Raw genomic sequence first — 13,556 nt, 5'->3', positions numbered from 1 at the left:
GAGGCAAAATGGATGAGTTCAAACCGGAAGACGAGTTAAAACCTGACGCCAGTGACCGTCGTCCCTCGCGCCCACGTAAGCCGTCTACCGCAGCTAAAATACCGGTTTCGCGCCAGCGCATCATGATGGGCGTCGGGATTCTGGTGCTGCTGTTACTGGTGCTGGGTATTGGTTCGGCGCTGAATGGCCCGGACGATAAGAAACCGGCAACTGGCAGTAACGGCGCTAACACACCTGCCACTGGCGGCGGAACCAACAGCGAGAAAAACATCGATCTGACCGGCTCCTCCTCCATGTCCGGCGGACAGACCACGCCAGCGGCAACAGAGAACGCTGCGGCAACCCAGGGTGACGCGACCAGCAACCCGCCGCGCGATGTGTCCATGCCGCCGGTGGCCTCTACGCCTACCCAGGCCGCGCCGATTGAAACACCCGCGAACCAGCAACGTGTCACCTTACCGGGCGATCTCAATAGCGCGCTGAGTAATCAGCAGCAGCAGATCGACAGTGCCGCGACCGGCGCGCAAAATGGCAGTTCACTGCCGACTGCGCCTGCGACCGTCAGTGGTAATGCGGGCACGGCAGCGAATCCGGTCAGCGCACCGGCCAGCCGTCAGACGCCAAACAGATCCACAAGTCAGACGCGTCCTGCACATGAACCGGCGCACAAAACGGCCTCTAAGCCAGCGACCAGTGACAGCAGAACGCATACAACGCCGGCGCGTACGCCTGCCAGCAACACGGCGACCAGCAGTAACGCTGCCAGCAGCAGTTCAGCCAGCAAATCACTGCCAGGCGGCAGTTATACGCTGCAGCTGAGCGGTGCCTCTAAAGCGGAAAGCCTGAATGCCTGGGCGAAAAAACAGAATCTGAGTGCGTATCACGTCTACAAAACCACCCGTAACGGTCAGTCGTGGTACGTTCTGGTGAGTGGATCATACGCAACACCGGCAGAGGCCAAACGCGCTGTGGCATCGCTGCCTGCGGAAGTGCGTGCACAGAATCCGTGGGTTAAACCGGTTAGCCAGGTTAAGAAAGAAGCCAGTCAGTAATTGATGTGGGGCCAGGGTTACTGGCCCCGTTTTAAGCGCAGATCTGCTGTCGGTCCAGCCACAGCCTCACAATAAGATGTAATAACCACGACAGCATGAAAAAAAATCGCGCTTTCCTGAAATGGGCAGGGGGAAAATTTCCCTTAGTAGAAGAGATCCATCGCTACCTGCCACAAGGCGACTGTTTGATCGAGCCGTTTGTTGGGGCGGGATCGGTGTTTCTGAACACCGACTTCGATCGCTACCATCTTGCCGATATCAACAGCGATCTGATCAATCTCTATAACATCGTTAAAACGCGCACGGCGGATTTTATTCGTGACGCGCAGTTTCTGTTTACCCCGGAAGGGAACAACGAAGTCTGCTATTACCTGCGTCGTACCGAATTTAATACCAGCACCGATGCCTATCAGCGTGCGCTGCTTTTCCTCTATCTCAACCGTCACTGTTACAACGGCTTATGCCGCTATAACCTGCGCGGCGAATTTAACGTGCCGTTTGGCCGCTATCGCAAACCCTACTTTCCTGAAGCAGAACTGTTATGGTTTGCCGAGCGCGCGCAAAAAGCGACGTTTGTCTGTGAATCGTACGATGTTACCCTGACCAATGCCGGTAAAGGCTCCGTGGTATATTGTGATCCGCCCTATGCGCCGCTGTCGGCGACAGCGAACTTCACGGCTTATCACACCAACAGTTTTAGCCTGCGCGAGCAGCAGCATCTGGCGACGTTAGCGGCACAGCTGGCCTCGTCAGAACACCGGATTCCGGTACTGATTTCTAACCACGACACTGCACTGACGCGTTTGTGGTATCAGGATGCAGTGTTACATGTGGTCAAAGCCCGGCGTTCCATTAGCCGAAGCATAGCCGGTCGCACTAAGGTCGACGAACTGCTGGCGCTCTATAGCTAGTCTGTTTCGTCCGCGACCAACGCATTACGCCAGCCGCAGGGCTGGCGCACAACAGTGGGAGAATCGGATGAAACAATATTTGCTGGCCCCTTCAATCCTTTCGGCGGATTTTGCTCGCCTGGGCGAAGATACCGCGAAAGCGCTGGAGGCCGGAGGCGACGTGGTTCACTTCGACGTGATGGATAACCACTATGTGCCCAACCTGACTATGGGACCGATGGTTCTGAAAGCGTTGCGCGACTATGGCATCACCGCACCCATCGATGTGCATCTGATGGTTAAGCCGGTCGATGCGTTGATCCCCGATTTCGCCCGCGCCGGCGCGACCTACATTACTTTTCATCCTGAAGCCAGTGAACACGTCGATCGCACGCTGCAGCTGATTAAAGAGCATGGCTGTAAAGCCGGCCTGGTGTTCAATCCGGCGACTCCGCTGAGTTACCTCGATTACGTGATGGATAAGCTGGATATCATTTTGCTGATGTCGGTGAATCCGGGCTTTGGTGGCCAGTCGTTTATTCCCGGCACGCTGGATAAGCTGCGTGAAGCGCGCAAGCGTATCGACCAGAGCGGTTACAATATTCGTCTCGAAGTGGATGGCGGCGTGAAGATTGATAACATCGGTCAGATCGCGGCAGCAGGCGCCGACATGTTTGTCGCTGGTTCAGCCATCTTTGGTCACCCGGATTACAAAAAAGTGATCGACGAGATGCGCAACGAACTGGAGAAAGCCAATGGCTCCTTTCACTGATATCCGGGCGCTGGCGTTTGATCTCGATGGCACGCTGGTGGATAGCGCGCCAGGCCTTGCTGAAGCGATCGATCGGACGCTGAAAGATCTCAGCCTGCCGGTGGCCGGCCTTGAGCGCGTCTCGACCTGGATTGGCAACGGGGCTGATATCATGATGGCGCGCGCCCTGACTTACGCGCTGGGCCGTGAGCCGCAGCCGGACGAGCAGCATGATGCGCGAGCGCTGTTCGACAAACACTATGCCGACACGGTGGATGCGGGCAGCACGCTGTTCCCGCAGGTGAAGCAGACGCTGACTGCGCTGCAGGCCGCCGGTCTGCCGCTGGCGATTGTCACCAATAAGCCCACGCCGTTTGTCGCGCCACTGCTTCAGTCGCTTGGCATTGCGGATGCTTTTTCTCTGATCATCGGCGGTGACGATGTGCCGGTGAAGAAACCGCATCCGGCGGCGATCTTTATGGTGCTGGGCACCTTTGGTGTGCTGCCTGGCCAGCTGTTATTTGTTGGCGATTCGCGCAACGATATCCAGGCGGCTCAGGCGGCGGGCGTGCCAAATATTGGCATGACCTTTGGCTATAACTACGGTGAACCGATTGCCCGTAGCCAGCCCGATTTAACACTCGACTCTTTTGATCAACTTCTGCCCGCTCTCGGGTTGTAATTATCAGGAATTAAGTATGAAACCCATTGTTTTCAGCGGCGCACAGCCGTCCGGCGAACTGACCATTGGCAACTATATGGGTGCGCTGCGTCAGTGGGTGCAGATGCAGGATGATTTTCACTGCATTTATTGCATCGTCGATCTGCACGCCATTACCGTTCGTCAGGATCCCGTTGCGCTGCGTAAGGCAACGCTGGATACGCTGGCGCTCTATCTGGCCTGCGGTATCGATCCCGAAAAAAGCACCATCTTTGTCCAGTCGCACGTGCCAGAGCACACGCAGCTGAGCTGGATCCTTAACTGCTACGCCTATTTCGGTGAACTCAGCCGTATGACGCAGTTCAAGGATAAGTCAGCGCGTTACGAAGAGAACATCAATGCCGGTCTGTTCGACTATCCGGTGCTGATGGCGGCCGATATTCTGCTCTATCAGACCCATCAGGTACCGGTTGGCGAAGATCAGAAACAGCATCTGGAGCTGAGCCGCGATATCGCCCATCGCTTTAATGCGCTGTATGGCGACATTTTTAAAGTGCCAGAGCCGTTTATTCCGAAGTCAGGTGCGCGCGTGATGTCGCTGCTGGAACCGACGAAGAAGATGTCTAAGTCAGATGACAACCGTAACAACGTCATCGGTCTGCTGGAAGATCCGAAATCTGTCGTGAAGAAGATTAAACGCGCGGTAACCGACTCCGAAGAGCCGCCAGTGGTGCGCTATGACGTGAAAGAGAAAGCGGGCGTCTCTAACCTGCTGGATATCCTGTCGGGCGTGACCGGTAAAACCATCGTCGAGCTGGAGCAGGAGTTCGAAGGCAAGATGTATGGTCACCTGAAGGGCGCAGTAGCGGATGCGGTATCCGGTATGCTGACTGAGCTGCAGGAACGCTATCATCGCTTCCGCAACGACGATGCGTTGCTGGAGCAGGTGATGCGTGATGGCGCGGCGAAAGCCCGTGCGCAGGCGCAGGAAACGCTGAAGAAAGTCTACGAAGCCGTGGGTTTTGTTGCTATGCCGTAACGGCATCGCGGAGAGAAAAACGGCGGGCCTGTTGCCCGCCGTTTTTTATTGCCCAATCAAAACCACGTTCTATGGATGTAATGCGCGTCAGTTAAGTGGCAGGTGATAACGCAGTCTGGTGCCGCTCAGGGGCTGGCGGTCCCGCGGTACCTTCACTTCATTCCCCTGCCTGACGGACCGCCGGGGATGTCACATCCTGTGCCATCCCGTCTTTCGCCCGCGTCCTGCGGGCTCTCCTGGCTAATGTTCAGCGCTGCGGATTGCCTGCCCCTGATCGGCCCCAGCCTGCGCTGAAACTTCAGTGCGTGCAGTTTAAAAGGGCAGGAGAACAGAGGCGCTCAGGCCCGCACTTCGGCACGCCTGCCCAGAAAAAAAGCTGCCACGTTTGACCGTGACAGCCTTTGCAAATTTAACCTTAACTGACGAGCATTATCTTCTATGGCCGTGGTTATTTACCGGCCATATCCGCGTTAAAACCAGCGCAGCCTGTCACGCAGGCTCACCACGCTGCCAATGATCATCAGGCCTGGACTGCTGACCTGCTGCGCCAGCGACGCCAGTTCTACCAGCGTGCCGGTGATCACTCGCTGACGGGTGCTGGTGCCATTTTCCACCAGCGCCACCGGCATATCGCCTCGCATACCGTGCTGCAACAGCTGATGCTGAATTTCTGCGGCCTGTGCCAGACCCATGTAAAACACCAGCGTTTGTTGCTCCGCCGCCAGCGTCTGCCAGCAGAGCGAGCCCTCTTTCTGCACATGACCGGTGACCAGCCTGACGCTCTGAGCATGATCGCGATGGGTCAGGGGAATACCGCTGTAGGCGGCACAGCCCGAGGCCGCCGTGATGCCGGGCACTACGCTGAACGGAATCTGGTGCTGCGCCAGCAACTCCAGCTCTTCGCCACCGCGACCAAAAATAAAGGGATCGCCGCCTTTCAGCCGCACGACCCGTTTACCGCGTTGCGCCTGCTCCAGCAGCAGCTGATTAATCGCCTCCTGCGGGACGCAGTGATGACCGGCGCGCTTGCCGACAAAAATACGCTCGGCATCGCGCCGCACCAGGTTAAGCACTTCGTCAGAGACCAGCCGGTCATAGACCACGATATCCGCCTGCTGAATCTGCTGCAGTCCTTTCAGCGTCAGCAAGCCAGCATCGCCCGGACCGGCACCCACCAGCGTGACTTCGCCCTGGCTGGGCAAATCGGCTGCAAACAGCGCGTCAGTGAGCTGCTGCGCGCGTTCGTCGTCACCGTTGGCCAGGGTTTGTGCCAGCCGTTCACTGTTAAAAAAACGTTCCCAGAAGTGGCGACGCGCGGCAATTGACGCGAACTGCTGCTTCACTCGCACACGTAAACTGCCGGCCCGCTGCGCCAGCTGACCCAGATGTTGCGGCAGCATCGCTTCCAGCTTTTCCCGCAGTAAGCGAGCCAGCACCGGGGCGCGCCCGCCGGAAGAGACCGCCACCATCAGCGGTGAACGGTCAATGATGGACGGCATAATCGCGCTGGCCTGTTGCGGAGCATCGACCAGATTGCAGAAAATCCGCTGACGCTCAGCCACGTCGGCCACCTGTTGATTGACCGCATCGTCGTTGGTGGCGGCCACTACCAGCCAGCAATCGGTCAGCCAGAGTGGATCGAACTCGCCCGGTAACAGGGTGATGGCTTGCTGTTGCGCCCATTGCTGGAAGACAGGCGAGAAATCGCGGGCACCGACAAAAAGGTCGGCACCGGCCTCCAGCAGCAGGCGGGCTTTGCGCTCAGCCACTTCGCCGGCACCAACCAGCAGGCAACGTTTGCCCTGCAGGCGGCAAAACAGCGGAAAATAGTCCATACGCGGTCCTCTAAAAGTCCGCCAGCGGCGGACGGCAGACGGAGATCAGAGGAAAACTTCAACCTGGCCGGCATTCACCCGCACCGGCCAGCTGGCCACCGAGCGCGTTTCATCCTCCATGCAGTAGCCATCACGCAGCCGGAAATGCTGCTTTTTCAGCGGGCTGGCGACCCAGAGTTCCGCCTGATGTTCGGCGATGATGCCGCGTGACAGCACGCTGGCATCGGCAAACGGGTCGATATTACTGATGGCATAGAGTTGTTCGTCGTTGCGCGGACGAAAGATGGCAATCTGTTCGCCTTTCACCAGCGCGCAGACGCCGGTAGCGGGCAGGATTTGTGTCAGCTGACACACCGCATTCCACTGGCTCATTAGTCGGCCTCCTCAATCAGGGTCACGGCGATGCGTTCTTCCGGGCGTGCCGGGCGATGCTGATCGCGTTCGGCCACCACTTGTATCGCCGGATCGCGCTGCGGGGAATTGATAAAATGGGCAAAACGCGCCAGGCTGCTGCTCTCTTCCAGCGTGGTTTTCCATTCACAGCTGACGCTGGCGCGCAGCCGGTTCAGCTCCTGCTCCAGCTGGCTGTTCAGGCCGAGCTTATCGTCAACTATCACCTTACGCAGGTAGTCGATGCCGCCTTCGAGACTTTCCAGCCACAGCGACGTCCGCTGCAGGCGATCGGCAGTGCGGATATAGAACATCATGAAGCGATCGAGATAGGCGATCAGGGTTTGCTGATCGAGATCGGCCGCCAGCAAATCACCGTGGCGCGGTTTCATGCCGCCGTTGCCGCAGACGTAGAGGTTCCAGCCTTTCTCGGTGGCGATGATGCCGACATCTTTACCCTGGGCTTCCGAACATTCACGGGTACAGCCGGAGACACCAAACTTCATTTTATGCGGGGTGCGGATGCCTTTATAGCGGTTCTCCAGCATCACGCCAAAGCCCAGACTGTCGCCAACCCCGTAGCGACACCAGGCACTGCCGACACAGGTTTTCGCCATGCGTAACGCTTTTGCGTAGGCCTGGCCGGTCTCAAAGCCCGCAGCAATCAGCTGCGACCAGATAGCAGGCAGATCCTCTTTGCGCGCGCCAAACATGCCAATGCGCTGTGAACCGGTAATTTTGGTGTAGAGCTGATAGCGCTCGGCAATCTCGCCAATTACTTTCAATCCCTGTGGAGTGATCTCTCCGCCCGGCGAACGGGGAATCACCGAATAGGTGCCATCTTTCTGGATATTGCCGAGGTAGAGATCGTTACTGTCCTGCAACGGAGCGTGCTGCGGTTTGAGCACATACTCATTCCAGCACGACGCCAGCAGGGAACCAATCGTCGGTTTACACACTTCGCAGCCGTAGCCCTGACCATATTTCGCCAGCAGCTCGTCAAAGGTTTTGATCTCTTCAACCTGAATCAGGTGATACAGCTCCTGACGCGACCAGGCGAAGTGCTCGCAAAGATGGTTATTAACCTCAATTCCCTGGCGGCTGAGTTCACTGTTAAGTACCTGGGTGATCAGCGGGATACAGCCGCCGCAGCCGGTCCCGGCGCGGGTCGCGCTTTTCAGTGCCGCCACGGTATGACAGCCGCCCTGAACCGCGCTGATGATGTCGCCTTTGCTGACGTCAAAACAGGAGCAAATCTGCGCGCTGTCGGGCAGAGAATCGACCCCGATGGCCGGTTTTTCACCGCTGCCGGCCGGTAAAATCAGCGCTTCCGGATTAGCGGGCAGCGGGATGGCATTCAGTACCAGCTGCAGCAAATTGCCATAGTCGCTGGTGTCGCCCACCAGCACCGCGCCGAGTAAGGTTTGCTGGTCTTCACTGAGAATTAAGCGTTTATAGATCGATTTGCTCTCATCCAGCCATACCACACTGCGCGCGCCCGGCGTGGTGCCGCGTGCATCACCGATGCCGCCGACATCAACACCCAGCAATTTCAGTTTGGCGCTCATGTCGGCACCGGTGAAGGCGTTGTCACGGCCCAGCAGGGTATCGCTGGCCACCTGCGCCATTTTGTAGCCTGGCGCCACCAGTCCATAGACCCGATTCTGCCAGGCGGCGCATTCACCGATCGCATAGATGGCGTTATCGCTGGTCTGGCACTGGTCATTAATGGCGATGCCGCCGCGCGGCCCCAGCGCTAATCCACACTGCTTCGCCAGCTTGTCCTGCGGCCGGATACCGGTCGAGAAGACGATAAAATCGACCTCCAGCTCGCTGCCATCGGCAAACTGTAAGGTTTTTCCGCCCTGTTCATGATGGTGGATCTGCTGGGTATTTTTACCGGTATGGACGCGCACGCCCATCTGCTCAATTTTACGGCGAAGCTGCTCACCGCCTTGCTGATCGAGCTGCTCTGCCATCAGTACCGGCGCGAACTCAATCACATGGGTTTCGATGCCGAGATTCTTCAGCGCGCCTGCCGCTTCCAGTCCCAGCAGTCCGCCGCCAATCACCGCGCCGCGTTTGCTGCGACGCGAACAGGCTTCGATAGCATTCAGATCTTCAATGGTGCGGTAGACGAAGCAGTCGCTGCCTTCTGCGCCCTTGATCGGCGGGATCCACGGATAAGATCCGGTAGCGAACACCAGCGTGTCGTAGTGCACCGCGCGGCCAGTATTGGAGTGAATCAGCTTCTCATCGCGATTAATGGTAATGGCGCGTTCACCCAGCAGCAGATTGACCTGATGCCGCTCGTAATACCCTTCGCGAACCAGGGAGAGCTCTTCGGCTGTGTGATGGGAGAAATAGGCGGAAAGGTGGACACGATCGTAGGCGACGCGCGGCTCATCACAAAAGACGGTTAGCGAAAACTGGTCGGGTCCGGCTTTCTCAATCAGTTCCTCTATGAAGCGGTGACCGACCATGCCGTTACCGATAATGACGACATTGTGCTTGCTCATTTTTGCCTCAAACTTGTGATATCTGCGGCTACAATAGCGCGCCATTACGGACGCTTATTGATATACATCAACCGCCCTGCTATATACCTATTTAGAGGTATGTAGCTGATTTGAATTGAGTTTATTGAATGGGTCCGGCAGCGGAACAATCGGCGCTGATGCTGGCGGGATGAATCGTGCTAGCTTTAACGTCAGACGTTTAACCGGAAAAGGAGCGGGCAATGATTTCACCTAAGTGGATCAATAACGTGCGTTTACCCTGTCGTGAGGGATTGTGGCAAATCGAGGTGGTGGACGGCAAGATTGCCCGTCTCTCCGCCCAGCCGCAGCAACCTACTCCCGCAGAAGCCTCGCTGGACGGGGAAGGCGGCCTGGCCTGCGCGCCGTTCATCGAGCCGCATATTCACCTCGATACTACCCAGACCGCCGGTGAGCCAGCCTGGAATCAGTCCGGCACGCTGTTTGAGGGCATTGAACGCTGGGCTGAGCGCAAGGCGATGCTTAGCCATCAGGACGTGAAGCAGCGGGCGTTACAGACCCTGAAATGGCAGATCGCCAATGGCATTCAGTTTGTCCGCACCCATGTCGATGTTTCCGACCCGACGCTGACTGCGTTAAAAGCGATGCTGGAGCTCAAAGCGGAGATGGCACCCTGGATAACCCTTCAGATTATCGCCTTTCCGCAAGAGGGGATTCTCTCTTATCCCAATGGTGAAGCGTTGCTGGAAGAGGCGCTGCGGCTCGGCGCAGATGGGGTCGGGGCCATTCCGCATTACGAGTTCACCCGCGAATATGGCGTTGAGTCGCTGCACAAAACGTTCGCGCTGGCCAATCGCTACGACAAGCTGATTGATGTCCACTGCGATGAGATTGACGATGAGCAGTCACGCTTTGTTGAAACCGTGGCGGCGCTGGCGCATCGTGACGGCAACGGCGCGCGGGTCACCGCCAGCCACACCACCGCCATGCACTCTTATAACGGTGCCTACACCTCACGGCTGTTCCGTCTGTTAAAACTGTCAGGCATTAATTTCGTCGCCAATCCGCTGGTCAATATTCACCTGCAGGGCCGGTTCGATCACTATCCTAAGCGGCGCGGTATTACGCGGGTGAAAGAGATGCTGGAGGCGGAGATTAACGTCTGCTTCGGCCATGACGACGTGTTCGATCCCTGGTATCCGCTTGGCACCGCGAACATGCTACAGGTGCTGCATATGGGGTTGCACGTCTGCCAGTTAATGGGTTACGAACAGATTGATGCGGGCCTGGATCTGATTACCCACAACAGTGCCAGAACCCTGCATCTGTCCGGCTACGGCATTGAGAGCGGCCACGAGGCCAGCCTGATCATTCTGCCTGCAGAGAGCGGTTTTGATGCGGTAAGACGGCAGGTTCCGGTGCGCTATTCGCTGCGGCGTGGCGAAGTGATTGCGGCGACCAGACCGGCAGAGAGTGAGATTTACTGGCGGGAGCAGGAGCGCGTCAACTTCCGGCGCTAATAAGAAGAGGGCGGCAAAATTTCGCCGCCCGGAGAGATTAATGAGTGACGTGACCGTGTGAGCGATGTTTCGTGACCAGTCCCAGCAGGACGCACATCACAAACACCACGGCATAGAGACCGTTAGCGGTGACCAGCGCAGTATGGACGCCGCTCTTCTCAACGATCGGCGCGGTAACCACAAAGGTCAGCATGGTGCCGACGGTGCCGCAGGTCAGAATAAAGTTCACCAGTTTTGGCGACGCCACTTTGGTCTGCAGCGAGCCGAGCGTAATGATGGTGGTGTAAATGGCGCTGGAGCTGAAGCCCAGCACCATAATGATCCACTTCAGCATACCGGCATCCTGACTGCTGACGAACCAGTACATCAGCAGCGTTGCCAGACCCGCCAGCACCATCAGGATACGTTGCAGGTCGAAGAAACGCAGCAGGAAGCTGAACGCCCACATCCCGACCATATAGGCGGTCCAGAAGCTGCCGACCAGCTGTCCGGCGTTATCAATGTTCATGCCCATGACTTTGGTAGCGTATTCCGGTACCCAGGAGATAAAGCCAAGCTGACCCAGGATGTAGCACAGCGCGGCAACCGCCAGCAGCAGCACACCAACGCCCCATTTTTCCTTTTCGACGGTCGGGCTGTTTTCCGGCTTGCGCAGCACCGGAAACTCAACAAACAGCGTCATGATGAAAATCGCCACATAGATGAAGCCAATGCAGACGTAAACCCAGTACCATGGCAGCTGACGCGCCAGCAGAATACCCGCCAGCACCGGAAACAGCGTGCCCGCCATGCTGAAGAAGGAGTCGGTAAACAGCAGACGTGAGCCGCGCTGACGACCTTCGTACATGTGGGTAATCAGGAAGGTTCCGATCGACATGGTAATGCCGCTGACCACGCCCAGCACGAACATGCAGAGCGAGAAGATGCTGAGATCGCGGCTGGTCATTAAGCCAATGATCGCCAGTACCATCAGGACGAAACCGAAAATCAGCTGGCGCTTGAGTGGCACAATCACCATCAGCCAGGCATTAAGGAAAACGGCGGCCAGAATCCCGCTGTTAAGGAAGGTGAAGGTATTACTCATGCTGGAGATGGGGATCTGGAAATCTTTCGCGATATCGCCCATTACCATGCCGGTAACGATCACCAGCGCGCCGGTAAGCGCATACGAGAAAAAGCTTATCCAGGTAAGGCCGATACGATTACGGTTTGTCATGTTCTGAACCTGTTGGGAAACCGGTGGCAAAAAGTGTCAGAAAGTGTAAACGGAACTGTGATCTTAATAAACAACCAGTGAAACTGGAGATCTACATTTCATGTGTTGTGTGATTTTAATCACGCAAAAGAGAGGGTTTGAAGCGCGCTGGCGCTTTTTTAGCCGCAGCGTAAATATAGGTAAAACGCTGGTGCTTGCATTACATGCTCTTTACAATCAATCACGTTTTTGAGCTAGCTCTCCAAGGTAAGGAATCTTTCATGTTTAAACGTACTTTAACAGCGGCAATTACCCTGTTAGCGCTCTCATCTGTTTCCGCCTCGGCTCTGGCCGCAAAAGGCGATACCCACGTCCTGCTCACCACCTCTGCCGGCAACATCGAACTCGAACTGAATAACCAGAAAGCGCCGGTTTCGGTGAAAAACTTCGTTGATTACGTCAACAATGGTTTCTACAACAACACCATTTTTCATCGCGTGATCCCGGGCTTTATGGTGCAGGGCGGCGGCTTTACCACCGACATGCAGCAGAAGCAGACCAATGCGCCAATCAAAAATGAGGCGGATAACGGCCTGCGCAACCTGCGTGGCACTATCTCTATGGCACGCACTGCCGATAAAGACAGCGCCACCAGCCAGTTCTTTCTCAACGTGGCCGATAACGCCTTCCTCGATCACGGTCAGCGTGATTTTGGCTATGCGGTCTTTGGTAAGATTGTGAAAGGTCAGGATGTGGCTGACAAAATTTCTCAGGTACCGACCAAAGATGTGGGTCCTTACCAGAATGTCCCGTCTAAACCGGTAGTTATCCTCTCCGCTAAAGTTCTGCCTTAACGGTCCGGTCGCCATCTGCGGATGGCGACACCTTCCCGCATCCGGCAAAGCCAGAATTTGCTCTTATACTTAGGGCAAAACCGGAGCAGGAGGCGGCATGGCCAACAAACTCACCGAAAAACAAAAGGCCACACTGTGGCAGCAGCGGCGTAGCGCCAGCTATCAGGCCAGTTGTCGGCTGGAAGGCTTCAGCCACAATGAACCCGCGCTAAAAGGCGATGAGGCGGCGGCACGCCTGGCGTCGCTGAGGAGGCAATATGGTCTCTAATATCGCGGTCAGCCAGGATCCCTACCTGTGGCACAACGACAACGTACTGAAGAATTTGCTCGATATTCATGACGCCGCCCAGCTGCGTAAAGCCGAGCTGAGTTTCAGCGCTGCCCGGCTGGCGACGCTGGAGTTAGGTCCGCGTAATGCTGGCTTTCCCTGGCTGCGGCTGATCCACCGTACGCTGTTCCAGGATGTTTACAGCTGGGCCGGTGAGCTGCGCACCATTGATATCTGGCGCGATGAGACACCCTTCTGTCACTTCGAATATATCGAAAAAGAGGGCAACGCCCTGATGGCGGCGCTGGTAGATGAGAACGGGCTGGCGGATCTGCCACGCGATGCGTTTGTGCAGCGCATTGCGCATTACTATTGCGAAATCAACGTGCTGCATCCTTTCCGTGAAGGCAATGGCCGGGCGCAACGCATCTTTTTCGAGCAGCTGGCGCTGCATGCGGGTTATCTGCTGGCGTGGGAAGCGATTGATGCCGAAAGCTGGCTGGCGGCGAATCAGGCCGGTGTCGCGGGTGACCTGCAGCCGCTGGAGCAGGTTTTTGCGAAAGTGGTGAGCGAGCCGGCGTAACCGCGTAGAATAGCGGCGCT

The 13,556-nt window shown here is 56.9% G+C and carries 13 protein-coding genes; 9 read left to right on the top strand and 4 right to left on the bottom strand.

The features are described 5' to 3' along the window. Positions 1–8 precede the first annotated feature (8 nt). From ACX3P5_RS16980 to trpS, 5 genes are all read left to right on the top strand, one after another. The gene (locus ACX3P5_RS16980) at positions 9–1,052 is read left to right on the top strand and encodes an SPOR domain-containing protein (RefSeq protein ID WP_336756732.1); all 1,044 of its coding nucleotides are present in this window, start codon (positions 9–11) and stop codon (positions 1,050–1,052) included. 95 nt (positions 1,053–1,147) lie between these two features. Further along, on the top strand, positions 1,148–1,963 hold the full coding sequence (gene dam / locus ACX3P5_RS16975) for an adenine-specific DNA-methyltransferase (protein ID WP_458969023.1): 816 nt from the start codon (positions 1,148–1,150) through the stop codon (positions 1,961–1,963). Positions 1,964–2,030: 67 nt separating this feature from the next. After that, on the top strand, positions 2,031–2,714 hold the full coding sequence (gene rpe, locus ACX3P5_RS16970; protein WP_458969022.1) for a ribulose-phosphate 3-epimerase: 684 nt from the start codon (positions 2,031–2,033) through the stop codon (positions 2,712–2,714). Continuing rightward, complete coding sequence (locus ACX3P5_RS16965) at positions 2,698–3,375, top strand: phosphoglycolate phosphatase (RefSeq protein WP_233986929.1); 678 nt, start codon at positions 2,698–2,700, stop codon at positions 3,373–3,375. Before rpe ends, ACX3P5_RS16965 begins: the two co-directional genes overlap by 17 nt. 16 nt (positions 3,376–3,391) lie before the next feature. Then, positions 3,392–4,393, top strand: a complete 1,002-nt coding sequence (gene trpS, locus ACX3P5_RS16960) for a tryptophan--tRNA ligase (RefSeq protein WP_094120242.1) — start codon at positions 3,392–3,394, stop codon at positions 4,391–4,393. A 470-nt stretch (positions 4,394–4,863) separates the two neighbouring features. Here trpS and cysG read toward each other — a convergent pair whose 3' ends face one another. The 3 genes from cysG to nirB are packed head-to-tail and all read right to left on the bottom strand — an operon-like array spanning position 4,864 to position 9,137. Beyond that, positions 4,864–6,228 (bottom strand): siroheme synthase CysG, encoded by a 1,365-nt coding sequence (gene cysG, locus ACX3P5_RS16955; protein WP_336756729.1) that lies wholly within the window; start codon positions 6,226–6,228, stop codon positions 4,864–4,866. A gap of 45 nt (positions 6,229–6,273) precedes the next feature. Further along, entirely contained in the window at positions 6,274–6,600 is a 327-nt protein-coding gene (nirD, locus tag ACX3P5_RS16950; protein ID WP_233986931.1) for a nitrite reductase small subunit NirD, read from the bottom strand. Beyond that, positions 6,600–9,137 carry a nitrite reductase large subunit NirB gene (gene nirB, locus ACX3P5_RS16945; protein WP_458969021.1) on the bottom strand — a complete coding sequence of 846 codons (2,538 nt, stop codon included), beginning with the start codon at positions 9,135–9,137 and terminating at the stop codon, positions 6,600–6,602. Before nirB ends, nirD begins: the two co-directional genes overlap by 1 nt. Before the next feature lie 221 nt (positions 9,138–9,358). Between nirB and ACX3P5_RS16940 the strand changes: the two genes are divergently transcribed. Beyond that, positions 9,359–10,636, top strand: a complete 1,278-nt coding sequence (locus ACX3P5_RS16940; protein WP_233986933.1) for a cytosine deaminase — start codon at positions 9,359–9,361, stop codon at positions 10,634–10,636. Positions 10,637–10,673: 37 nt separating this feature from the next. Here the strand turns inward: ACX3P5_RS16940 and tsgA are convergent, their stop codons facing one another. Continuing rightward, entirely contained in the window at positions 10,674–11,852 is a 1,179-nt protein-coding gene (gene tsgA / locus ACX3P5_RS16935; RefSeq protein WP_031376798.1) for an MFS transporter TsgA, read from the bottom strand. A gap of 260 nt (positions 11,853–12,112) precedes the next feature. On the opposite strand from tsgA, the gene ppiA reads away from it, so the two are divergent. From ppiA to ACX3P5_RS16920, 3 genes are all read left to right on the top strand, one after another. Next, positions 12,113–12,685 (top strand): peptidylprolyl isomerase A, encoded by a 573-nt coding sequence (ppiA, locus tag ACX3P5_RS16930; protein ID WP_094120247.1) that lies wholly within the window; start codon positions 12,113–12,115, stop codon positions 12,683–12,685. 97 nt (positions 12,686–12,782) lie between these two features. Further along, positions 12,783–12,953 carry a YhfG family protein gene (locus ACX3P5_RS16925; RefSeq protein ID WP_233986934.1) on the top strand — a complete coding sequence of 57 codons (171 nt, stop codon included), beginning with the start codon at positions 12,783–12,785 and terminating at the stop codon, positions 12,951–12,953. Next, complete coding sequence (locus ACX3P5_RS16920; protein ID WP_458969020.1) at positions 12,943–13,536, top strand: putative adenosine monophosphate-protein transferase Fic; 594 nt, start codon at positions 12,943–12,945, stop codon at positions 13,534–13,536. Before ACX3P5_RS16925 ends, ACX3P5_RS16920 begins: the two co-directional genes overlap by 11 nt. Positions 13,537–13,556 lie beyond the last annotated feature (20 nt).

Source organism: Pantoea sp. S-LA4 (assembly GCF_054482835.1).
This window is presented reverse-complemented; position numbering and strand designations above follow the sequence as displayed.